The organism is Halomonas sp. NYA30 (assembly GCF_976980765.1).
The window spans coordinates 900,882-923,807 of sequence record NZ_OZ334477.1 but is presented as its reverse complement, the minus strand read 5'-3'; the positions used below and the strand labels follow the sequence as shown (position 1 = coordinate 923,807).

Sequence of the window (22,926 nt, the reverse complement as noted above, 5' to 3'; positions counted from 1 at the left end):
AGGGGAGAAACTCTCCTCTCACAGGTAATAGTAAGGCAGCGTTTTGCGCTGCCTACTTGCCTGCTGATGAGTCCGCCTAAGGATTATCTACTTCAGGGCTATTTTCCTCAGAACTACTATTTTCAGAACTTTTTGTTTCAGAGCTATCCGTTCCCGACGAGCGTGTGCCCTGCTCGCCACGGGCGATATCGTTGTGGCTGATCACCACGATATCTCTTGGCCACCACTCGGGATGGTTATCACGGATATAGGCCAACAGTTTCTCTCGCACGTTCATCTCTGCCGTCCAGCCCGCTAGCGGGTCTGACGTCATAAGGTAACAGGTGACGGTTTGCGCCGTTCCTGTTTGAGCGGTCACGTAACACAGCAGCTTATGGTGTTCGATAACACTATTTTCCTCTTTGGCCACTTCGAGAAATTTATCTCTTAACAACCCTATATCGGCACTGAGGTGGAGTGTCAGCTCTAGTGTCCGATACATCTTGGTGCTCTTCACCGACAAATTATCGAAAGGCTTAGACGTAAAATAGGTGACAGGCACAATCAAACGCCGTTCGTCCCATGACCTTAAGCGAATGAAGGTGTAAAAAATGCCTTCTACATAACACCACTGGCCTTCAAAAATCACCAGATCGCCAATACGAATAGGCTTGGCAAACGACAGCTGAAACGACGAGAGGATATTACCCAGCACCGTTTGACCCGCGACACCCACCAGTACCGCTAACACACTGGCAGAGGCCAGGATAGAAAGGCCGAGGGATTCAAAGAGCTGAATCTGTCCCAATATATAAATCGATACACCGGTCACGGTGATCAGAATAATAATACGGCGCAGCGCGTAGAGAGAGGTTAGCAGCCTGCGCTCATCTCGAGGTTTCGTGTCATCAATCTCGCCCACTAATCGCCGCGTCATCCGCAGCATAATGGTGTCCACTAAGCGCAGCGCTATCGTCCCTGCTCCCCAGGCTAAAATACTGATTAACAGCACTCGGAAGGTAGTCGTGGCGACCGCCGAAAATGACACCACATAATCCAGCAATCCCTGGGTGACTAATGACATCGCAATCAGCGCCGCAGGCATACCAATTTGACTAGCAAAAATGCTCGACACGCCGGAAGGCAGCCATTTCGACATCCTCCCTATCAGATGATGGACTCCCCACCCCACCATACCGACGAACAGCAAAAAGAGCGGAATGGCGATCCATTCCCAAATCCGCAGAAGACCAAACGACGCCTGGAAGCGCTCGGGGATGTAGCCTTCCAGCATTGACGGACCGTACTGCTCATACAGCACCGGAATATATGACACGCTAATGGGCATGATCAGCCAGACGGGCTCTTGATCACCGACCCGATACCTACCTAGACGAATATCGTAAGTTTCTCCACTGGCCTGCATAGAGGATACTTCGATATTGCGGCGCGCCTCACCGACACGCGGGTTTTGGCCCGAAGAGTCTTCAATAACAGCGTCTTCCCGCCCCGGCAGATCAGAAACAGTCAGCCATTCACCACGTTGGAAAATCTCGGCCAATTGCCGGGCCAGTTCACGCCCCTGCTCTGGCTGCTCTGCTTCCGAGAATTCGGCAAGATTGAGTATATGGGCAGCGGCTTCATACTCCTCTTGATCCGTCAGCTCCAGGAAACTCCTGATTGACTCACGGGGCGTCACCCGATTCGCTTCTTCGGGCGGCTCGCCGAGCCCCGAGTTCAAGGCGTCGACGGTAAACCATCGACTGCTCTTGCTCTCTCCTCCTTGAGTTTGCGCTGCGCATAGGCTGGAAAAAGTTAGTGCTACCACCAACAAACACCATGCGAACCACGAGCTTTTTACTTTCATAAATACCTTAGTGAAGTAGGTGGGCCACGTTGCCGACCGCCGACAGGCTAATGACTAGCCAGCCCAACCTGCATCACAGGGCCATCCTTGTCAGCGGGAGGACGAATTACAGCCTACCTTTCTGCATGGTGCAAGGCGTAGCATGGTCACCCGGCTACTAGAGCAAGCCATTAAGAACAAGCAAAAAGCCTTGCTGGCTAGTCATTACTTAGCTATTTCACCCAGTCGATCCAGCTCATCATCATGCAAAGCAACCAGCAATGGCTCGCCCTTGGTATTCACACGAAACTGGCCGTAATGAGCAGTCTCATAGTGTTCAGCATCGCCTTCCTGAAAAAAGAATGCATCGGTGGCCAAGCGCACCTGACCATTGCGCAGCCGATACTGTAGTTGCCGTTCGTCGTTACCCAGCGTGCCCTCGCCGTCTGCCAATCGCTGAAAATGGCCAATGCGCTGTTCGTCCAAGCGCACGATAGCGTAGCCATCATGCGCTTTTGGAGTGTCGCTGCCATGGTGGCTTTGCAGCGCGCGCTGAATATCGTTGCTAAGTGCAAAGTTGAGGGCCATGTAGTCGCCCTGCATTAACGAGCGCGGGTCGACTGGCGCCAGCTCCAGATAAACGACTTCGCCTTCTGCTAAGTGGCGCTCTTTCTGCCAGATTGACCCGTTCACCACTGTCAGGATCAGCAATGTAGTCGCAATGACAAGAGCCCGGTACCACTTAACGCTCAGCATCATGGTCTAAGCTCCCATCGTCTGGCGTGGCAACCGGTGTGCTTAACCACTGGCGTAACGCCCAGCGCAATAACAGTAGCAGTCCTCCTATTACCAATAGCGTGAGTGACTTCAGCAACAGCGTGGACTCCAGCCAGTAGTAATAACTGCCAATCCCCAACAGTAGCGACAGCACACCAGCGCCCACCAGCACACGATGACCAATGGCAAAGCCTAATGACATCACCACCACGCCCTGCCCGACACTCGGCACATAAAATGTCACGATGAGCAGTGCGGCCGCGCAAGGGTAGGCCGCCCAGCGCCCCCTGGATGAAGAAAAGCGCTGAAACACGCTAAGAAAAACCAGCAGCAACGCCAGCGCTAACAATGCAACACTTAACCACGGCGTTAACCCCGCCCAAGCGCTATCCGTCATGTCATTTAGAAGCGGTAACGCTTGCCCGCTATGAGCCAGCCATTGAATGACCAACAGGCCCAACAGCAAGCCGTACCCCCACGCTTGCACATCCTTAAAACGCCCAGGCCACCGAAACTCATTCAGCCAAAGCAGCGTGATTGCCAGCAGTACAAGTCCGCTCGCCACCGCTGCCATAGCACTCGTCGCCAACGCCATATAGAGAGCTAAGCTGGCGGCAAAGGCAGAAAAACCGCGATGCACTTGGCTTGGCATTATCAGCGCCAGTACACACTGTAAACCAAAGAGAGACCACCCCAGCAGCGCCCAAAGCGAGTCAGAAGAGGCTTCCCTCCACTCCACCAATGCCCAGGCAACCAGCAGTTGCCCAGCCAAGCTAATAGCCAGCGCCAGGTGTTCCAGCACATCGCTGCGAGCCCGGCGAAACAGCCCATAAGCCGCACCGATCATCGCAAGACCCAAGCCCATAGACGCCGCTGGGCTCTCCACCACAAACACAACGCCCATGGCGATAAAACCGAGCAGAAACAGCGCCGCCAACCAGCCTGAAAAGGCCTGTAATGCCCGTACGAACCAAGGCGTTTGCAGTTGCGCTGGGGAAGTGGGCTCGTTTAACGGGATACCCGCTTGGCTGAGCCTAACGCTTAAATCATTAACGTTGTTCGTCACTGGGAAAGCTCCCGATGTAGCCGCTTCAGCCATACTACGGCCCCGGCGCCCATCGCCAGTACCGCAATGGTGATCAACAGTAGGCTTCCCTCCTGCCAATCACCTTCCCAGAGCAACAGCCTCGCAAGTAACAGCGTGGTCACCGTTATCAATGAGACACAGCCGCCCGCGATCATAAACAGCTCAGGCCGCCAATAGCGGTAAATGCTATACAGCGCCGCCAACCAGAGCGGATAAATCACCAGCACTGGCGACCACACGAGGCCGACATCAGCGATCAACGTCACCGCTAACAGCGTCATGGGCACCCCACTGCCCACCGCGAGCAAGCGTGGTGCCCACTGCCGTGGCCAGCCCCGGTAACAAGCACCCCACTCCCAGATGATTAATACCAGGGTGTTAACCCCAAACAGCCCCCAAAGTGCGGCATCGCTACTGGCCAAAACGCCAAACGGCCAGCCCCAGGTGCGGAAATAGAGTCCGATAGCCAAATTCAATAACCCTAGCCAAAGCACCCACAGCAGCTCAAAACGTGCCACCCATACCCAGGGCAGCGTCAGCACTGCCCAGGTAAAAAATAGCTGCCACGGGTCGGCACCGGTCTGGTACACCTGCCCGAACAGCGCCAACAGCACGCCCACCAATAAAGTGGCCGATGTTAGCGCCACACGCTGAACCATCGGGCTGGCCTTGGGCCAAATGGCGACAACTACCGCCAGCACCAACGCTGCCTGTACCACGCCAAAGCGCAGCCAACGGCCCATCTCGGCCCAGTTATAAGCCACGAAAAACAGCACCGCGAAGGCCAACGCCAGCCCGCCTAGCCACAGTAGCAATCGATCAACAAACACGGCCCAGGCGCGATTTGATGGGTACAGCCCAGAGGCTTGCACCGCGCGCGTCAGCTCTTCAGGCGGTATTACGCCCTGCTCTATCAGTGATATCAGTTCACGGCGGGTAGATGCCATGGGGACTCCTTGGTGAAACTAACTTGTTGCAACCAGCTTTTTGAAATAAAGGAGTTGGTGTAGTTATCGCACTATCATTCGGCCGCCCGTGACACTTTTGTGAGATTTGCGCGATACACTCTTTAACACTGCGTGATTCTACTGTGATGGTGAGTATCGAAAATGATTTTAAGCCTGCCAGCATGGCAGACTTAAAACCCTGGGGAACTCACGATGAACAAGTTCACTACCTTCGCTGCCATCTGTCTACTCAGCCTGATAGCAACGACCAGCCATGCCGATGAGAAAATGTCTGACGAGGGCATGATGGAAGACAACATGCATGAGTCGATGGAAAATAGCGACATGAATTCGGACGATATGGCCGACTCAATGGGTGACGCCATGAGCGATTCCATAGACAGTGATATGCAAGATGACAGCATGTCCGAGGGCGATATGGAAATGGAAGAGGACATGGAAAGCGAAGGCATGTAAGCCTCGGCTACACACTTATCTAGGGCATTTAAATGCCAGGCGCCTATGACACGAAACGTACTGATTATCGAGGATAACCCGGGTATTGGTGAGCTCCTCCGTATACACGTCGCCGAACTCGGCATGAACCCCGTTCTTTATGAGCGGGGTGATACCGGGCTTGCACGTTTTCGTGAAGGGGGAATCGACCTGGTGGTTCTTGATCTGATGTTACCTGGCATCGATGGGCTGTCAGTTTGCCGCGAAATCCGCGCTGGCCCAGGCTACGTTCCGGTACTGATGCTCACGGCTAAAAGTACTGAATTGGATCGTGTACTGGGCCTGGAAATCGGGGCAGATGATTACCTCACCAAGCCCTTTAGCGTGGCCGAACTCTCGGCCAGGGTGAAGGCCTTATTCCGACGCGTGGATGCCATGGCATCCACGCCCGTCGCGGAAACCTGCAGTGAAGCGTTAATCACCGATGGACTACGTATTGATCCCGTTCGGCGGCGAGTGTTTATACACGAGCAAGCCGTCGAACTCACCGCGCGGGAGTTTGATCTGCTCTGGCACTTTGCCAACCATCCCGGGCGGGTATTTAGTCGTGTTCAACTACTCGACGCTGTGTGGGGCTACAGCCACGAAGGCTACGAGCACACCGTCAATACCCACATCAACCGGCTGCGCGGTAAGATCGAAACGGACCCCGCTCACCCGACATTTATCCAGACGGTTTGGGGGGTGGGCTATCGCTTCCGCGAATAAAACATGCTGAAAAAACCATGCTGAAAACACTTTACACCCGGCTCGCCCTCGGCCTGTTTTTGCTGTTGCTGGCCGTCGGCCTGCTGTACACCTTTATCAGCCTGTATTCGCTGCGTGAATACAACGCTTCAGTCAACCAGACACTCCATCAGGATCTGGCACAGAACTTAGTGTCTGACAGAAACTTAGTCCGCGACGGTGAACTTGACCGTAGCGCCCTGGAAGAACTTTTCGCCCTCTACATGGCCATCAACCCCAGCATCGAAATCTACCTGCTGGATCTCGATGGCACTATCCTCTCCTATTCGGCAGACCCGGCGAAGATCAAACGCAATCAGGTCTCCCTGGCGCCCATCCGCAGGCTATTGGATGACATGAGCCTTTACCCGCTACTCGGCGATGACCCTCGCAGCCATGATCGGCAGAAAGTCTTTTCCGTTACCCCGGTGCCCTCCGCCAATAAGCCGGAAGGGTATCTTTATGTGGTGTTGCGGGGTGAGGAATACGATGCGGCGGAAACCATGGCCCGTGGCGGCAAAATACTCGCAATGAGCGCCTGGGCGTTGCTGGTTAGCCTGGTGGTAGCAATGGTCGCGGGACTGACTATTTTCCACCTACTGACCCGCCGATTGAGATCGTTGACGCGGCTGGTAGCAGAATTTGAAAACAGCAATATGAATCAGAACTCGCCCAGCGCTGGTTTTAACACGACAAGATGGCGCGACAAGCGGCCCGTGGTACGCGACGAAATCGATTACCTAGGGGCATCCTTCGACGATATGGCCAACCGGATTGCCTATCAGATTGAACAGTTGAAGGAAAAGGACGCCCAGCGTCGCCGCTTGGTTGCCCAGGTATCCCATGACCTGAGAACGCCGCTGGCTTCCATGCAAGGCTATATCGAAAGCCTCAAATTAAGACGCGACCGACTCAGCCCCCAGGAGCAGGATCGCTTTCTCGATATCGCCCTCAAAGAGGGTCGCAACTTAAGCCGTTTGGTGGATGAGCTCTTCGAGCTTGCTGCGCTTGAGGCGAGGGAAAAACAGCCGGTGCCGGAACCCTTCCCACTCGCAGAGCTGGTGCACGATGTGGTTCAGAAGCACGGTCAAGCCGCGCAGGAGAGTCAGTTAACGCTAAGCCTAAGCGGCGATACGGCATTGCCCACCGCCTATGCCGATCTCGCCATGACCGAACGAGTGTTGGACAACCTGATCAGCAACGCCATTACCTACAGTCCCCCTGGCGGCCGTATTGATGTCGTGGTTGGTCAGACGGGCGGCAAACCGGAGGTTTACGTGCAAGACAGTGGCCCGGGCATTGCAGAACAGGATCTGCCGCATATTTTTGATCCCTTCTATCGAGGTGAAGCCTCGAGCGGCTCTGGCCATGCAGGGCTCGGGCTGGCAATTGCGCGCAGAATCATGACCCTTCAGGGAGGTGATATCCGTGTGGAAAACCGCGCCCCTGGGGGAGCGTCCTTCTGCATACGCTTGCCGGTATACACCCCCACTGAGCCGACGTTTAAAAAACGTAATAATTTGGAGAGTTAACTGTGATAAATCTTGTACAAACTGGTCACAGTAGTAACACACACCTTATCCATCGCTAGTGGAGACACCCCATGCTAATAAAGATTGCCAAACCGAGTGACTTACACGAATCCGATGTCACGCCGGAATCTATTTACCTCTCCCGCCGACGCTTCATGGGCGGTATGGCTGGATTAGGTGCAGGGCTCGCCCTTTCCGGCCACGTTCGCGCCAACGCCGACTACTCGGATGTTCCCGAAGGCAGCGCTCCCGAGTGGCTAAAGGAGAAAATCAGCGAAACCCAGTGGCGGGCCGTCACTCCTAGCGACCCTGACAAAGATAAAATTGCCCCCTTTGATGATGCCAGCGGCTACAACAATTTTTTCGAATTCGGCACCGACAAGGGCGATCCCGCTCGCCATGCGGGCAGTCTGGAAACCCAGCCCTGGAGTGTGGTGGTCGATGGTGAGGTCAATAACGGTGGCCGCTTTGCCCTAGAGGATTTCGCCAAGCCCTCGCAGTTTGAAGAGCGCATATACCGCCTGCGCTGCGTGGAGGCATGGTCAATGGTGATTCCCTGGCTGGGTATTCCGCTGGCCGAAATCATCAAACGCGCCGACCCCACCAGCAAAGCCAAATACGTACGCTTTGAAACCCTGGTAGATCCAGAGCAAATGCGCGGTCAGCGCTCCTCGTTTTCAATCATTGATTGGCCCTACGTGGAAGGCCTACGCCTGGATGAAGCCATGCATCCTCTCACGCTATTGGCCATGGGTATGTATGGTCGCGAACTGCCCAACCAAAACGGCGCCCCTTTGCGGTTGGTAGTGCCCTGGAAGTACGGCTTCAAGAGCATCAAGTCGATTGTGCGTATCTCATTGGTGGAAGAGCAGCCGGTAAACTCTTGGCAGCAAATCGCCGCCAACGAATATGGCTTCTATGCCAACGTCAACCCCGAGGTCGATCACCCGCGCTGGAGCCAAGCCACCGAGCGTCGTTTGCCCAACAGCCTCTTCAACCCCAACACCATCGATACCCTAATGTTTAATGGCTATGCCGACGAAGTCGCCAAGCTCTATGCGGGTATGAACTTGAAGGAAAATTACTAATGGCCAGCCCACGTATATGGTTAGCATGGCGCGTGGGCGTGTTTCTGGCCGCGCTAGCACCGCTGCTGTTCTGGAGTTGGCAGGTAGCGACTAACGCTGCCGGCCCCGAGCCTGGGCGCTACCTACTGCTGAATATCGGTATCGGCGGGCTGTGGATGTTGCTGCTCACCCTTAGCCTTACCCCACTTACCAAGCTTACCCGCTGGAAAGGCTTTGCGCTGATCCGGCGCCAGCTCGGTCTCTGGACACTCGCCTACGCCACCCTGCATATGCTCAGCTACGCGCTGTTTATTCTGGGGCTTAACTGGACGCTGCTAGGCAGCGAAATCGTCAAACGCCCCTACATTATTGTCGGCATGATCGCGCTGATCGGCCTTGCCGTACTGGGCGCTACGTCCAACCGCTGGGCGATGAAGCGCTTAGGCAAACGCTGGAAACCGCTACACAAGTTTTCCTACGCCATTTTGGGTCTGGTACTGCTGCACTTCTTCTGGGTAGTACGCGCCGATATGCAGGAGTGGGCGATGTATGCCGCTGTTGCGGCGCTGGTGATGGTCACCCGCCTTCCCTCTGTCGCTCGAACGCTACCTAAATTTCGTTACCGGTTTAGCCGCTAAAACGTAAACGTTACTCGCCAGCACAGAATGGATTCATGTTCCGTTCAGTTAATGCGTTTATGCTGCGTGCAATTAATCGAATTGTTTGGAGTAGTGATAATGGCGGTAACGTATTTGAGCACGGTCCGGTGGGTTCCGGCACTGGTGTTAATGCTGATAGCGACTGTCGCGGCGGCTGAACAACCTTTGCGCGTCGAACAACTGCAGCGCTGCGGCAATCTACTTCAAATGGATACACAAGAATTCTGCCTGCACGTCAGCGGGCTCGATAGCAGCGACTTTCAGGTGAAGTTAAACGGTACGTCGCTCCCAGCAGAAGACATCAACCACAAGGATGAACGGGTGCGAGTGCGCATCAGTAATGCTGACGCAGAAAGCGGGCCACTCTGGTTTGAGCAGCATGAGCAGTCCAGCAACCCGATCTGGGTAAGCCTCAAAGGCAGTCATGTGGTGGCGGCAACAGACCAGGAGGTGGCCAAAAACCTGGATGACATCACCACCTACGTGGATCTCATTAGCCTGATCATCGAAGAAGAGTACGATGGAGTTGAGGAAGCTCAGCGTTTAGCAGAAAAATACGACGCCGAAGTGGTCGGCATGATTCCTCCGCTCAACACCTATCAGCTACGCCTACCCGCCAGTAACCTGGAGCAACGCGATGCAATGGTACTCAGGCTGGGTAGCGAAGTCAGCGTGGATGCAGTGGTGGTTGAAGAGTCAGGCGCCGAAGAGAGTATTGAGAGCGAAACGACCAGACCACCCAACGCTGATGATCAGGAGTGGGCCTCCAACCGCTTTCTGGATGCCGTGAATTTTTATCAGCGACGCCTATCACACCAGGGTCAGGGCGGGGATATCGAGTCGCAGCCCATTCGCATTGGCGTCATTGAACGAGAGGTTGATTTTGACGCCCCGGATTTTGCCGATTACCTGGGTGACTGCCGCATTGAATCGACGAGAACCTGCGTTTATGCCCGCGATGCTGCCGAGCCCGACGGCCATGGCACAACGGTCGCCGGTGTGTTTGCCGCAGCATGGAATGAAGGCGGCAACAGTGGCTTTCTACGTGGGCTAGACGATGTCGGCCCAGGCTTCGACGTCATTGTGGATCGCAATTCGGATGCAGGTATTACCGCTAACATCGCCGCCTCGGTGAACCTGGTGGAGGACGGTGTGCGCGTACTCAACTGGAGCTGGGGTATTCATCGGGTAGGAGCAACCGATATTAACGGCGATGAGGTCGATTCGTTGGTGCGCTCCGGTATCGCCATGAGCGGTTACGAGGAACTACTGGAAGAGTTCTTCTTATGGCTGCGCCGCGAACACCCTGATGTCGTAGTCGTCAACTCAGCGGGCAATGCATCATCGTTTTCTGGGAGTGATGATTACCGCCTGCCCTCCTCTTTCGTCACCGAGCAGTTGTTCGTGGTGGGTGGACATGAGCGCAGTGACGAAGATGTACAAGTGGAAGATCCCCGTTACGTGGTCAAGCGGGAAGCATCGAATATCGATATGCGGGTGGATATTACGGCGGCAGCCTGCGTCAGGGGGTCTTCCCTAATAGCGGGTGAGCAAGGCAAGGCACATTGCGGGACGTCCTATGCAACACCGTTGGTCGCCGGCCTGTTAGCGGCCATGATGTCGATAGACCCCGAACTGTCGCCAGCGCAATTACGCATATTACTTCGCCGCGGCGCCATGACCATCGGGGAAGAGTACGATTTCGAGCCGACGGACGCAGATGACCTGACCGCACCGATATTACCATCGGAACGGGCCAATGATCTCAACCACCCAGATATCGGTCTTTCCGCCCGCTTGGATATGTACAAGGCGCTGGATCTGACCGTGCAAAGCTTGAGCCGGGATCGCTAAGTTCACCATTAGCAGACGAAAAAGCCCACCTAACGAGGTGGGCGCTTCCTGAACACGGGCTTAAGCTAGTGATTTTAGCCAAGCACTTTACGCAGATGGTCGCGGTAATCGGCTTGGTTGCGGTCTACCTGCGGTACTTTCATCACATCGTTGGCAATAAACGTCGGCAGCGACTCTAGACCGATAAATTCCTGAGATTTATGGAACGGGAAATAAACACCGTCCACGCCACGCCCTTCAAAGAAGTTATCCGGCTCTTCGAACGCTTCCAAGGGGGCGTTCCAGGTCAGCGACAACATATAACGACGGCCCTGTAGCAAACCACCGCTGCCATACTGCTTGGTTGGATCCTGGCGGCTGCGGCCATCACTGGCGTAAAGCGAACCGTGACCCTCGGTGAACACTTCATCAATGTAACGTTTCACGATCCAGGGCGCACCCATCCACCAGCCAGGCATCTGGTACACGATCGTGTCTGCCCATAGGTAGTTTTGCACTTCGGTTTCAAGATCGTAGCCTTGATCAATGACCGTCTCACGAATTTCGTAGCCCATCTCCGTTAGCGTACTCACCGCCACGCCGTGTAGCGTATTGTTGAGCTCACCGCCAGAGTGTGCAAAGGCTTTACCACCATTAATCAGCAGGATCTTCATTTAGCAATTTCTCCCAAAGAGGTTCACCATCATCGCTAACGAAAGTAGACATGATGTTAATGGCGCGTATTGTGGGAATTATGGCGAAAAAAAAGAAGCGATGCTGCGGCAAGACACTTTTGATTTAAAATCAACAATGCTCATCACTGACCATTAAGGCGTTTGAGAACGTTGTGAAAAGCACTTTATGAGAAACACATCATGAAAAGTACCCTTGAAGAGCAGCAAGCCTTTGTGACAGTAGTGGATAGCGGCTCAATCACCAGCGCAGCCGAACGGCTGGGCATCACTGTTTCCGGGGTTAGCCGCTCAATCAATCGTCTAGAGCAGAAACTCGGTGCCACACTACTGCGTCGCACCACGCGCCGTTTGGAACTGACGGAAGAGGGCGAAACATTTCTGAACCACTGCCGCCGTATTCTGGCCGCCGTGGAAGAGGCCGAAGAAGCCATGCTGGATCGCCACAACCAGCCTCAAGGCAGGCTCCGGGTCAACGCCGCGCCTAGTTTTATGCAGTTTGTGATCGTGCCGGTGATTGGCGAATTCCGCGCCCGCTACCCCGGTATTACGCTGGAACTGGATACCCACGACCGATTTGTCGACCTGCTGGAACAACGGGTCGATTTAGCCATTCGCATCGGTGATTTGGAAGACTCCTCCCTTCATGCTCGCCTGCTGGGACATAGCCCGCTGCGACTTCTCGCCAGCCCCACCTATATTGAACGCCACGGTGCTCCGCAAAACATTGATGAATTAACGCAACACAGCCTGATGGGCTTTAGTCAATTAGAACACCTTAATCAGTGGCCGCTCACCGGCGCCGACGGCAAGCGTTTACACATCTCACCTACCCTGTCGGCCTCCAGCGGCAGCACGCTAACAGAGCTGGCCATCGCCGGAGAAGGGATTGTTTGCCTGGCCGACTTTATGACCATCGCTCCCCGCCAGAAGGGGTTACTGGTCGACGTATTGCCCGACCATACCGAGCTGCAGACTCAAGCCGTGAACGCCGTTTACTACCGCCAAGCCACGCTTTCTCAGCGTACTCGCTTATTTATGGAGTATCTGGCCGAACGGCTACCAGGGAAGTATTTGCAAGGATAAAGGGCTTATAACGTCGCTAACCCTGTTCGACTTCATTACGGCAACGTGCCCGCCGACCGCCGGGTATTGCTGGAAGGTTTGATCGAGCGGCTCGAACTGTCCCTGGAGCGCTTGGCACGCATCATGGCAGAACAAACGACGCAGTCCCGCTCGCTTATTCGTTAGCGGGTTTAGTCTTTCGATCTAGCCGAGGCGCATGCTGTTCCATCAACGCCACTACCCAATCAATGAACACGCGCAGCTTGGCGCTAACGTGCCGATTCGGCGGAAAGGCGATGTACATTGGCATCGGTTCGATGTACCAGTCGTCAAACAAGCGCACCAGTTCGCCGCGAGACACATGCTCTCTAGCCATGTAATCCGGTAGCCAAAGCACACCGAGTCCCGCCAGACCCGCGGCAAGCCCAGCATTCCCATCGTCGACGGAGATCACGTGACGCCCTTGCACGACAACACGCTCTCCATCGCGGCACAGAGTATAAGGAAAAGCCAAGCCAGCGCGTGCCCAACTGAACCCGACAGTGTAATGAGGCGGAAGCGACAGCGCTTGCGGATGCGTAGGGTGACCGCTCCTTTCCAGATAGCTTGGTGCGGCGTAAACACCCAGCGTTAGATCCCCCACGCGTCTTGCCACCAACGATAGATCGGTAAGCTCCCCGCCGCGCACCACGCAATCCACGCTTTCGCCGATCAGATCCACCATACGATCACTCACCCCCATGTCGAGTTGAATATCGGGATAGCGAGCATGAAACGCGGGGAAAGCGGGGATTAAGATCATTCGCGCCAACGGGCTGGGCACATCTACTCTCAGTCGTCCGCGCGGCTGCACCGAGGCGTTGGACAAGCTGGTTTCGGCATCATCCATATCGGCTAAAAGCTTTATCACACGCTCATAATATGCCGCTCCGTCCGCCGTGACGTTCACCTGACGCGTGGTCCGGTTGAGCAGTTTGACACGCAGCCGGGCCTCTAGCTGTTGCACCATCTGCGTCACGCTGGTCTTACTCATATGAAGTGTTTCAGCGGCCTTGGTAAAGCTGCCTGTTTCCACGACCCGAGCAAAGGCCTGCATTGCGTTAAAACGATCCATGACTATGCCAAGCACCTTTTGATTGTTTGAGATATACAAACAATGTTGAACAGAATTCGCCGTTTATCCACCACTCAGGCAGGCTTAAAGTGACTTCATCGACAACAAGGGGTCGCTTTCGACCTAATGATGGAGGTACACCATGGCTAAACGTAACGTTGTTTTTCCCAAGGGCCGCCAGGCGCTTTATGAGCAGAACACCTATTCCGCCGCCGTCCGCTCAGGCGACTTTCTGTTTGTATCGGGCCAGGTTGGCAGCCGTGAAGACGGCTCGCCCGAGCCGGACTTCGCCGCCCAGGTGCAGCTTGCTTTCGACAACCTACAGAGTGTGCTGGAAGCAGCAGGCGCAAGCTTCGACGATATCGTCGATGTGACGAGCTTCCATACCGACCCCGAAGCCCAGTTCCCTATCTGGTTAGAAGCCAAGGCGCGCGCGTTTCCGGAAAAACCCTACCCCAACTGGACGGCGGTCGGCGTGACATGGCTGGCGGGATTTGACTTTGAAATCAAAGTCATTGCTAGGGTACCCGAGTAAACAAGCGCAGCCGCTGCTGGCACTGCCCCAGCGTAAGCGAAGTCATGTACTTAAAATGATTGTGAAATGCGTTGAGGCTCATGTCTGCAGGATCAGGCAAGTTTTGTACAAAGCAGGGCAAGCCCCGCCATTACCGATTGATTAACATGATAGTGGTTCAACCGTTAATGCCAACGCCTAATGGCCGTGGGCATACAGATATCATCATCACGTTAAAGGGAAGGTGACACAGTGAACACATCAGGAAATACGATTCTTATCACCGGTGGCGGCTCCGGGATTGGCCGTGAACTTGCCTTACGCTTCAATGCGCTTGGCAACACCGTTATCGTCGCCGGACGGCACATGAAAACGCTGGAGGAAACCATTGCTGGCCAGCAAAACATGCATGCGATGGTCGTCGATGTCGAAGACCCAACGTCCATCGAAGCTTTCGCTGAGCGGGTCATCACCGAGCACCCCAACCTCAATGTACTGATCAACAATGCGGGCATTATGCGGCGCGAAGACGTATCCCGCACCCGCGACCTGAGCGATGCCGAGCAGACGGTCGTTGCCAATCTGCTCGGGCCAATCCGGCTAACTAACGCACTGACCGACCATCTGGTAAACCAGCCAGACGCGGCAATCGTGAACGTTTCCTCCGGATTGGCGTTTGTGCCGTTGAGCGGCACGCCCACTTATAACGCCACCAAGGCAGCCATCCACTCTTACACAATCTCCCTACGCGAACAGCTCAAGGGCAAGGTCGAGCTCATCGAGCTTGCGCCTCCCGCCGTACAGACAGAACTGACGCCGGGCCAGTCGACTCGGGAAGGCTATATGCCGCTCAGTGACTACATGGAAGAGGTCATGACGCTTTTTAGCATGCAACCGACACCCAAGGAAATTCTGGTTGAGAAAGTAAAGTTCCTGCGCTGGGCAGAGCGGGATGGACACTTCGATCAAGCGGTCGAGATGCTCAGTAAGATGTGACTTCCCCCGCATCTCCTCACAAAAAAGCGGTCTCGTGGCAGCATTAAAGAGTTCTTATGGTAAGCATTCATGAGCATCACGTGCGGCTAACCACCTGCCCGCTTCGCTTTGGGCAAGTTTTTGATCGTCAACTATACTCCCCCCTGACGAACATGATGTCGTTGCCTGGGATGGCTTGGCGTTTCGCGTCGGTCAATCTAGGTAAATTAATTAGCTTGAACAGCATAAGGAGTTTGCCGTGACAGCCACTGACAATCGCACTTATCGAAGCGGGCTGAATCCGCTTCACGCCACACTGCTTGCTGGCACTATCCCTCTCTTTTTGGGCGCCACGCTAAGTGATTACGCCTACTCAACGACCTACCATATTCAATGGGCTACCTTTGCTTCCTGGCTAAACGTGGGTGGGCTTGTATTCACAGGGCTTGCATTTTTATGTGCCATTATTGGCTTCTTTCGCGCTTCGCACCGCGGCCTGGCGCTCATGATTTACCCAGCGCTACTACTGCTGACCGGGATACTGGCCTTTGTTAATGCGCTGGCGCATGCGCGGGACGCCTGGGCCATGATGCCTGCTGGCTTTGCCCTCTCCATCGTTGTTGTTTTATTGGCCGGCACAGCCACGTGGGTCGGTTTTTCTCGCCTAGGCACCGGAGGTAAGTCATGAAGCTTCCCAGCCTCTACGCTGCACCTCTCTCGGTGCTTTTGGTGGCAGGTAGCGCCAGCGCCCAAGACGCACAACAGTACGGCCCAAACCCTGACCTAGCTGAACCGCAACGCGGGCTTTTGCCCGACATGACAATTCCCGAGCCCGCTGAATGGGGGGATCAATCACCCACCGTTCCCGACGGCTACACCATTACCGCCATTGCGACGGATCTTCAGATACCGCGCCAAACGTTGGTGCTACCCAACGGCGATATTCTGGTGGCCGAAGGGAGCGGCGGCAACGCGCCTCAGTTGAAGCCGAAAGATTTCATTGCCGGATATATCAAAAGCCAGGGCACCACCACTGTTGAGAGCGGCAATCGCTTGACCCTGCTGCGCGATGAAAATGGCGATGGCAACTACGAGCAGTCGGTGTTTGCCGAAGACCTCAACGCGCCCTACGGGCTGGCGTTAGTTGATAACAATCTCTATGTGGCCAACCAAGATGCGGTCGTTCGCTTTGACTACGAAGAAGGCCAAACCGAGGCCAGCGGGCCGCCGGAGGAGCTTACCAAGCTACCGGCTGAAATCAATCACCACTGGACGAAAGCGATGACCGCCAGCGCCGACGGTGAATTCTTGTACGTGGGTATTGGCTCCAACAGCAATATCACCGAACGCGGCATGGCAGCGGAGGTTAACCGCGCCGAGGTGTGGGAAATTGATGCCGAAACGGGCATGCATCGGCCTTATGCCACCGGCCTACGCAACCCAACCGCGCTGACCATTCAGCCAGACACTGACCAGCTATGGGCCGTGGTCAACGAGCGCGACGAGCTAGGCCCCGACCTAGTGCCTGACTACCTTACGACTGTTCAGGAAGGTGGTTTCTACGGCTGGCCGTATAGCTATTGGGGCCAGAATGTCGACCCCCGCGTTCGCCCACAGGACCCTGAAAAGGTCGAGTCGGCGATTGCCCCTGATTACAGCCTGGGTTCACACGTAGCCCCGCTTGGCCTCGCCTTCTCCATACCCGAGATGGGCGATGAGTTCGCGGAAGGCGTATTTATCGGTGAGCACGGTAGCTGGAACCGCAATGACCCTGTTGGTTATAAAGTCGTGTTTGTGCCCTTCAGCAACGGCGAACCCAATGGCGACCCGATTGACTTCGTTACCGGGTTTCTCAACGGCGACGACCAAACGCGCGGTCGACCCGTCGGTGTCACTATCGACCCAGACGGCGCCCTCATCATCGCCGATGACCTGACCAATGCCGTGTGGCGCGTCACCTATGACGGCAATGATTAACCGCACTCTGTATTATTCAATAGCGTGAAGAAGGCGGTAGCCACTTAGGCTGCCGCTTTTTCCGTTTGTTTTAAAAGGGATTTATATGATCAGATCACTGGAAGAGCTCGAAGCCGTTAAACAGTCGTGTCGCTCGATGGTAACGAAGAGCTCAAGTCTTTCTGCTGGCACCGCCATTATCCCCATTCCCGGTGTGAACATCGGTTCTGACGTCGCTATATTGCTGCGCTTGATCCCGAAGATTAACGAGCAATTTGGCTTATCGCCGGAACAGATCGAGAGCCTGGATACAGAGACCCGGCTATTTGTAATGAGCTCCATCTCAACGACCGGCAGCAAGATGGCGGGTAAATACATCACCCGTAAACTGCTCATGATGACGTTCAAAAAGATGGCTGGCAGGATATCGGCAAAAAGTGCGTCTAGATATGTGCCCTTCCTGGGCAGCGCTATCGCGGGCGGCATCAGCTTCGCCACCATGAAGTACATGGGCAACAGCCATATCGACGATTGTTACGAGATTGTCCTGGCAACGCTGGAAAACGAGCAACTGGAGCCCGTGGCGTTGATAGAGTCAGCGCCGACATTAGAAGACGCCATGCCCTCGCAAGATTATTGACGCCCAGCCTTACCCATTCTGGCAAGTATCTCTTTCCCTTCTGATTAACTACCGAGCATTCCTCGGTAGTGGTGCCTAATAGTTTACCTCAACCTTACGGTAGCTAAGCAGCGGGCAATAACTAGCCAAACAGGTAGCCGCCTAAGCGTATTGCACGCTTATGTAGCCTGCTATCAATTAAATCTTGATCCTCGTCAATTTCCTCGGGCAATTGTGACATTGTTTCACAATATGACGATTATATGCGTTTACGAAATCGCTTAAAATCACATCAATCAAAAGAAGCCTAAAACTAAAAATGAATTACCCAAAACGCCTAACAATCGATGAAAATTACTAAAAGGGATTAGAAATGGGAAAGATCATACATAACCTCTCAATCAAAAAAACCTTAACTATTATTATGGGATCTTTGGTTATTTTTATGCTCTTGCTTTCTGCGCTGAGTATTGTCATAAACAAAAGCGGCTCAAAATCGCTGCATGAAATTGCCGACGTAGGTGTCGTGCAAATGAATTCCATTAATCGCACGGAAGCTAACCTCGCCCAGGCCAATTCAGGCGCCCGTGAATACTTAAAAGCATGGGAAAATAATGAAGCCAATAGTGAAGTGAGTCGCTGGAAGCTTGAGGCAGAAACCTCTTTAGATGCAGCTCAGAGGCGTATTGATGAATTTAATTCCATCATATCTCCTACAGGAAGCCAGCGAGAAACTCTAGCTTTAGAAGCCAACCAAATCTATCAGGCTTACACCCTGCAACTTGATAAAGTACTGCAAGCCACTACATTAAGCGCAGCAAATGAAGCATGGCTACCAATAATGAGTTTGAGAAGAGACTTCCAGACAGCCGTTCGTAACTTCATTGAATTAACCGAGGAAAGAACCGCTGAAATATTAGTAAATGATAAAGAAAATAGTCAATTAACACTTTTGGTAACTTTTTTGATAATTGGCCTTGCGTTAGCGATGACAGCATTAGCCCGCCTGGTTATTGTCAGAGCCATCGTTAACCCTATTAACAGTACGGTTGAGCACCTTACCGCTATTGCTAAAGGTGATTTGACACAAAGAATCCAGCAGCTCGGCCGTAATGAAATAGGTGTTTTATTACAAGGTTTACAAGCAATGCAGTTGCAGCTAACCGATATTGTTCAAATGCTTAAATTGAACAGTGATAACTTATTCACGGGCACTAATGAAATCTCACTGGGAACGCAAGATCTCTCTTCCCGTACAGAAGAACAAGCATCTGCCCTTTAAGAGACAGCTGCTAGCTTAGACGAATTAACAGCTACAGTGAAAATGAATGCCGATAATGCCTCCGAAGCAAACAAAATAACCTCTTATGCAGCCACGACCGCGCACACTTCTGCAAAAGAGGGAGAGCAAATGCTGCTCATGATGCGTGACCTTGAAGATAAAGCGGCTGAAATGAGCGAAATTGTTAGCATAATCGACTCAATAGCATTTCAAACCAACCTATTAGCGTTAAATGCATCGGTAGAGGCTGCTCGCGCTGGTGAGCAAGGCCGTGGCTTTGCCGTGGTGGCTAACGAAGTTCGCCAACTGGCAAGTCGAAGCTCACAATCTGCCAGCCAAATCCGCTCAATGCTTGAGATGAGTCGTTCAAAAACAACAGAGTGTTCGGCTCAAGCGACCAAAAGCGGCATCACTATTCGTGAGTTAGCTGAAAATGTTGGCAAAGTCTCTTCGCTGATGGAAGAGATCACACAAGCATCCGAAGAGCAAAGTCGCGGTATTGATCAGGTCAACATAGCAATTTCGCAAATCGATTCAGTCACTCAGCAAAACGCAGCGTTGGTAGAAGAATCCAGTAGTGCGGCAGCGTCATTAGAAGAGCAAGCAAAGCAATTGGCAGACATTACCGCCAAATTTACGATTGCAACGTATACAACGGCTATCCAACACAAACCTGCCTCCCCAACGTTTCTAAAACAGCTAACAAAGCGTGGACACACTGAATTAGAGGCAGATTGGCAAACCTTCTAACTACACGGCTTAACGTTTGAACCTGAATTCAAACCTTAAGGGCGGCCGCTAAAGCCGCCCTTTTCTTTTGGTTGGAGGGAAAAGTCAATGTGGCCCCATCACTGGGTAATGATATGCTCTAGCTGTTTTTTAACGATGACATCAGGAGAAGTGAATGCCAGCTTATGTCGTACTGACCCGTGAACACACCCACGACGCTCAGGAAATGGAACGCTACGGCGAAAAGGCGAAAGCCGCTCGTGAAGGCCACGACCCGCAGCCCCTCGCCTTCTACGGTGATTTTGAAGTGCTGGAAGGCAGCGCCATGGAAGGGGCCGTGATTCTGCGTTTCCCCGATATGGCCGCTGCCCGCGCTTGGTATGAAAGCCCCGCTTACCAGGAAGCTCGTAAGCACCGCTTCCAGGGCGCCGACTACCGCGTCTTTATCGTTGATGGGATTGAAGAGGCGTAAAAATTCCTCTTGCTTCACGTAGCTGTCTAGTCCTAAAATAGATTGACACTTATTTCATCTCAAACGCCCAGTGCACTGCATTGGGCGTTTTGTATTTCAGCGCTAGGTGCGGCCGCTGACTGTTATATATCTCGACGGACTCATTCACCATCGTACGCGCCTGACAAACATCTCCTGGCTGAACCAAGAGAAATTCAGTCTTCAATATTCCGTTTACACGTTCTGCGAGAGCGTTTTGATAACAGTCATAACCGTCTGTCATTGAGCACTGGATACCGTACTGGCGATGTATCTTCTGATAGCTGTCACAGCAGTATTGGATGCCTCGATCCGAGTGGTGGATTAACGGCTCGCTTCCTAACCGTTGGCGTAGAGCGTTGCGTAACGCTTGCTCTACGTCCTGGCTACGTAAGCTCTCATGGACGTGATGACCGACGATTTTGCGGGAGTAAGCATCGGTGACCAGACTTAAATAGCTCATCCCGTGACGCGTCGGTAGATAGGTAATGTCAGCGACCCAGACCTGATTAGGGCGGCAGGCAACCACCTGCTCGGGGCCTGGCTTGAGCAGGTTCGGATGTCGCCGGAAGCGATGATGGCTGTGCGTCGTCTTATGATAAGCTCGGCGTATGGGCACCAGCAGACGCCGCGTACGAAGGACCTGAAAGAGCTGATCTCGTCCCACGTGCAACTCTTGATCTGCTTGGCGGTGCAGCAAGTGATGCAGCTTGCGGGTGCCTAGTCGAGGCTGGGTAAGTCGTATGTCTCGAACAAAATCGACGATCCGCTGCTCCCGGGCCTCTCGCGACTGCTGCGCTTTTTTGGCCTGATACCAAGCCTGGCGGCTGATGCCGAGAAGGTGGCATACCCTGCTGATGGTTAATCCGGCAACACGTTCTTGCGTGAGGACTTGTCTGGCTGCTTTTTTACGGACACCCCGTAATCCTTCTCCATCACCTCCACAACAGCTTCGAAGAACTGAGCCTTTTGCTCAGCAAGCCGCAACTTCTCTTCAAGCTCTTTGATCCGTTGTTCAGGGGTAAGTGGCCGGGGCATGTCGGGACTCCTTCTAGAGCGCTGTGTGGCACCGGGACTCCAGTCCTGATGACCATATCGACGTAACCACTTTAATACCGTCGTGCGACCTTGAATACCGTAACGACTCTGCGCCTGTTTATAGGTCATCTCGCCACGTTCCACTTGCTCTACCACGGCCTGTTTAAAGGCCAGTGTGTAGTCTTTCTGTGTGCGCTTAACTCGTTGACTCATCACGCTCTCCCAAAATAAGGACGGGAACGTGTCAACTCTATTCAGGACGGGTCAAGCAATCAAAAAAGGGCCGCTCCTAATGTAACGAGCGGCCCTTTTTACTCAACATTTGATTCGCACCATTCTCCCTGAAGTGGGCTGCTTTTCAAAGCTATCAAGCTTGGCGCTAAGCACGACCTGAATACTCTTTTACTATCACTGCAACACGCAGGGCAGCAATAGTGAGTAACCCTGCTAGGCTAAATCTGGTACCTACAAACTTAGCCGCTTATTTCAGCAAAAGGAGGCCATCGTGAAGGACCCGCAGCCCGAAATACTCCATTTTGACAGCGATAAAGCGACCGGCTACCCCAACTCGTCGCTCCCGGTGCTGGTTTATCGTCAGGTTCTCGACCTCAGCAATGCAGAGGCACGGGCCGAGTCGTTCGAAGCCATGTTCAAACGCCACGGCTGGCCGCCGGCGTGGCGCTACCACCTGTATGACTTTGACCACTTTCACTCCACTGCCCACGAAGCACTAGGCATTTTCCGTGGGCAGGCCAAGGCACGCCTGGGTGGCCCTAACGGCAGAGAGCTGATGCTTTATGCTGGCGATGTGCTGGTGTTACCTGCGGGGGTTGGTCATGCCTGCGTAGAAGCAGACGAGGATTTCTGCATGGTCGGCGCCTACCCACCAGGCCAAGAGGCTGACATAGAGCGCGGCGACTCCGTACAGCTTGCGGCAGCACAATCGCGAGTCGCTGCCGTGGCCTTACCCGAGGATTCCCCGGTAGGCGGGTCAATAACAGCGCTGTGGGAGCAAGTTTCTTAGCAGGCGGAGGACTCTGTCTGTTGGAAGAGGCAGTGATTCGGCGCTGGGCTTAGCTCAACAATCTCTTGCTGCAGCGTCATCTCCAAGCGCCAGCACACCAACTAATCAGCTCACTTTATGAGCCGAATACAGTTTATATTCGGCTCATAAGCCAGTTGGCCTTCACGCTTATCTTCCATGCAGTTTATGCGTGGCATCGCATTAGATCTCAGCGTCTCAGTATCAATAGTTTCATTCTTCTTTCAGCAGTATGAAATGTTCGATCAGCCGAATCATCAACGTTTTCTGATCAGGTAGGCTTTCAGCCACTAACAGCGCTAATGCGACAAGCGTATTGTCGTTGATCAGTTGCTCAACGGGCCGGGCTAGCAAAGCTGCGTTGCGACGCAAGTACCATAGAAACAGAAACGAACCACAGCGCTTATTTCCATCGGCCAATGGATGGTTTTTAATCACAAA

Annotated in this window: 24 protein-coding genes; 16 read left to right on the top strand and 8 right to left on the bottom strand. The window is 53.7% G+C overall.

All coding sequences use genetic code 11. From position 1 onward, the window contains the following. Window positions 1-76: 76 nt before the first annotated feature. The 4 genes from ACWI0H_RS04285 to ACWI0H_RS04270 all read right to left on the bottom strand — a co-directional run bounded on the left by ACWI0H_RS04285 (window position 77) and on the right by ACWI0H_RS04270 (window position 4,636). Window positions 77-1,846 (bottom strand): mechanosensitive ion channel family protein, encoded by a 1,770-nt coding sequence (locus tag ACWI0H_RS04285; protein ID WP_485875051.1) that lies wholly within the window; start codon window positions 1,844-1,846, stop codon window positions 77-79. A gap of 204 nt (window positions 1,847-2,050) precedes the next feature. Further along, entirely contained in the window at window positions 2,051-2,584 is a 534-nt protein-coding gene (locus ACWI0H_RS04280) for a GDYXXLXY domain-containing protein (protein WP_008957788.1), read from the bottom strand. Beyond that, window positions 2,568-3,668, bottom strand: coding sequence for a DUF4401 domain-containing protein (locus ACWI0H_RS04275; protein ID WP_485875048.1), 1,101 nt, complete (start codon window positions 3,666-3,668; stop codon window positions 2,568-2,570). Before ACWI0H_RS04275 ends, ACWI0H_RS04280 begins: the two co-directional genes overlap by 17 nt. After that, window positions 3,665-4,636 carry a DUF2157 domain-containing protein gene (locus ACWI0H_RS04270; RefSeq protein ID WP_485875046.1) on the bottom strand — a complete coding sequence of 324 codons (972 nt, stop codon included), beginning with the start codon at window positions 4,634-4,636 and terminating at the stop codon, window positions 3,665-3,667. Before ACWI0H_RS04270 ends, ACWI0H_RS04275 begins: the two co-directional genes overlap by 4 nt. A gap of 213 nt (window positions 4,637-4,849) precedes the next feature. Here ACWI0H_RS04270 and ACWI0H_RS04265 point away from each other — a divergent pair, with 213 nt between their 5' ends. The 6 genes from ACWI0H_RS04265 to ACWI0H_RS04240 all read left to right on the top strand — a co-directional run bounded on the left by ACWI0H_RS04265 (window position 4,850) and on the right by ACWI0H_RS04240 (window position 10,990). Then, window positions 4,850-5,113: a hypothetical protein gene (locus tag ACWI0H_RS04265; protein ID WP_485875045.1), complete on the top strand. Its 264-nt coding sequence runs from the start codon at window positions 4,850-4,852 to the stop codon at window positions 5,111-5,113. Between the two features lie 45 nt (window positions 5,114-5,158). Continuing rightward, window positions 5,159-5,860 (top strand): response regulator transcription factor, encoded by a 702-nt coding sequence (locus ACWI0H_RS04260; RefSeq protein ID WP_008957792.1) that lies wholly within the window; start codon window positions 5,159-5,161, stop codon window positions 5,858-5,860. 17 nt (window positions 5,861-5,877) lie between these two features. Further along, on the top strand, window positions 5,878-7,410 hold the full coding sequence (locus tag ACWI0H_RS04255) for a HAMP domain-containing sensor histidine kinase (RefSeq protein WP_485875043.1): 1,533 nt from the start codon (window positions 5,878-5,880) through the stop codon (window positions 7,408-7,410). 71 nt (window positions 7,411-7,481) lie between these two features. After that, entirely contained in the window at window positions 7,482-8,498 is a 1,017-nt protein-coding gene (msrP, locus tag ACWI0H_RS04250; protein ID WP_485875041.1) for a protein-methionine-sulfoxide reductase catalytic subunit MsrP, read from the top strand. Beyond that, entirely contained in the window at window positions 8,498-9,115 is a 618-nt protein-coding gene (msrQ, locus tag ACWI0H_RS04245) for a protein-methionine-sulfoxide reductase heme-binding subunit MsrQ (protein WP_485875039.1), read from the top strand. The genes msrP and msrQ overlap by 1 nt, the downstream gene beginning before the upstream one ends. Window positions 9,116-9,214: 99 nt before the next feature. Beyond that, window positions 9,215-10,990: a S8/S53 family peptidase gene (locus ACWI0H_RS04240; protein ID WP_485875037.1), complete on the top strand. Its 1,776-nt coding sequence runs from the start codon at window positions 9,215-9,217 to the stop codon at window positions 10,988-10,990. 74 nt (window positions 10,991-11,064) lie between these two features. Here ACWI0H_RS04240 and ACWI0H_RS04235 read toward each other — a convergent pair whose 3' ends face one another. After that, on the bottom strand, window positions 11,065-11,643 hold the full coding sequence (locus ACWI0H_RS04235) for an NAD(P)H-dependent oxidoreductase (protein ID WP_008957798.1): 579 nt from the start codon (window positions 11,641-11,643) through the stop codon (window positions 11,065-11,067). A 201-nt stretch (window positions 11,644-11,844) separates the two neighbouring features. Here ACWI0H_RS04235 and ACWI0H_RS04230 point away from each other — a divergent pair, with 201 nt between their 5' ends. After that, on the top strand, window positions 11,845-12,747 hold the full coding sequence (locus ACWI0H_RS04230) for a LysR substrate-binding domain-containing protein (protein WP_485875034.1): 903 nt from the start codon (window positions 11,845-11,847) through the stop codon (window positions 12,745-12,747). 154 nt (window positions 12,748-12,901) lie between these two features. On the opposite strand, the gene ACWI0H_RS04225 is transcribed toward ACWI0H_RS04230, so the two are convergent. After that, window positions 12,902-13,840, bottom strand: coding sequence for a LysR family transcriptional regulator (locus ACWI0H_RS04225; RefSeq protein WP_485875032.1), 939 nt, complete (start codon window positions 13,838-13,840; stop codon window positions 12,902-12,904). Window positions 13,841-13,982: 142 nt separating this feature from the next. Between ACWI0H_RS04225 and ACWI0H_RS04220 the strand changes: the two genes are divergently transcribed. The 8 genes from ACWI0H_RS04220 to ACWI0H_RS04185 all read left to right on the top strand — a co-directional run bounded on the left by ACWI0H_RS04220 (window position 13,983) and on the right by ACWI0H_RS04185 (window position 20,387). Next, window positions 13,983-14,375 (top strand): RidA family protein, encoded by a 393-nt coding sequence (locus tag ACWI0H_RS04220; RefSeq protein ID WP_336274783.1) that lies wholly within the window; start codon window positions 13,983-13,985, stop codon window positions 14,373-14,375. Window positions 14,376-14,606: 231 nt separating this feature from the next. Further along, window positions 14,607-15,350: an SDR family oxidoreductase gene (locus ACWI0H_RS04215; protein ID WP_485875030.1), complete on the top strand. Its 744-nt coding sequence runs from the start codon at window positions 14,607-14,609 to the stop codon at window positions 15,348-15,350. A gap of 238 nt (window positions 15,351-15,588) precedes the next feature. Beyond that, window positions 15,589-16,017 carry a DUF2231 domain-containing protein gene (locus tag ACWI0H_RS04210; RefSeq protein WP_336274781.1) on the top strand — a complete coding sequence of 143 codons (429 nt, stop codon included), beginning with the start codon at window positions 15,589-15,591 and terminating at the stop codon, window positions 16,015-16,017. After that, window positions 16,014-17,306: a PQQ-dependent sugar dehydrogenase gene (locus ACWI0H_RS04205; protein ID WP_336274780.1), complete on the top strand. Its 1,293-nt coding sequence runs from the start codon at window positions 16,014-16,016 to the stop codon at window positions 17,304-17,306. The genes ACWI0H_RS04210 and ACWI0H_RS04205 overlap by 4 nt, the downstream gene beginning before the upstream one ends. Before the next feature lie 85 nt (window positions 17,307-17,391). Continuing rightward, entirely contained in the window at window positions 17,392-17,925 is a 534-nt protein-coding gene (locus ACWI0H_RS04200; RefSeq protein ID WP_485875027.1) for a hypothetical protein, read from the top strand. A 352-nt stretch (window positions 17,926-18,277) separates the two neighbouring features. Beyond that, window positions 18,278-19,186, top strand: coding sequence for a HAMP domain-containing protein (locus ACWI0H_RS04195; RefSeq protein ID WP_485875026.1), 909 nt, complete (start codon window positions 18,278-18,280; stop codon window positions 19,184-19,186). A 42-nt stretch (window positions 19,187-19,228) separates the two neighbouring features. Then, window positions 19,229-19,936 (top strand): methyl-accepting chemotaxis protein, encoded by a 708-nt coding sequence (locus tag ACWI0H_RS04190; protein WP_485875024.1) that lies wholly within the window; start codon window positions 19,229-19,231, stop codon window positions 19,934-19,936. A gap of 154 nt (window positions 19,937-20,090) precedes the next feature. After that, entirely contained in the window at window positions 20,091-20,387 is a 297-nt protein-coding gene (locus tag ACWI0H_RS04185) for a DUF1330 domain-containing protein (protein ID WP_336275328.1), read from the top strand. 49 nt (window positions 20,388-20,436) lie between these two features. On the opposite strand, the gene ACWI0H_RS04180 is transcribed toward ACWI0H_RS04185, so the two are convergent. After that, window positions 20,437-21,656 (bottom strand): IS3 family transposase gene (locus ACWI0H_RS04180; protein ID WP_336274203.1). Its coding sequence is split into 2 segments (ribosomal slippage): window positions 20,437-21,306 and window positions 21,309-21,656, totalling 1,218 coding nucleotides; the frame shifts between segments, so codons are not numbered across the junction. A 292-nt stretch (window positions 21,657-21,948) separates the two neighbouring features. Here ACWI0H_RS04180 and ACWI0H_RS04175 point away from each other — a divergent pair. Then, window positions 21,949-22,467 carry a cupin gene (locus ACWI0H_RS04175; protein WP_485875022.1) on the top strand — a complete coding sequence of 173 codons (519 nt, stop codon included), beginning with the start codon at window positions 21,949-21,951 and terminating at the stop codon, window positions 22,465-22,467. Between the two features lie 231 nt (window positions 22,468-22,698). On the opposite strand, the gene ACWI0H_RS04170 is transcribed toward ACWI0H_RS04175, so the two are convergent. Then, window positions 22,699-22,923, bottom strand: a complete 225-nt coding sequence (locus ACWI0H_RS04170) for a hypothetical protein (RefSeq protein ID WP_485875020.1) — start codon at window positions 22,921-22,923, stop codon at window positions 22,699-22,701. Window positions 22,924-22,926: the final 3 nt, after the last annotated feature.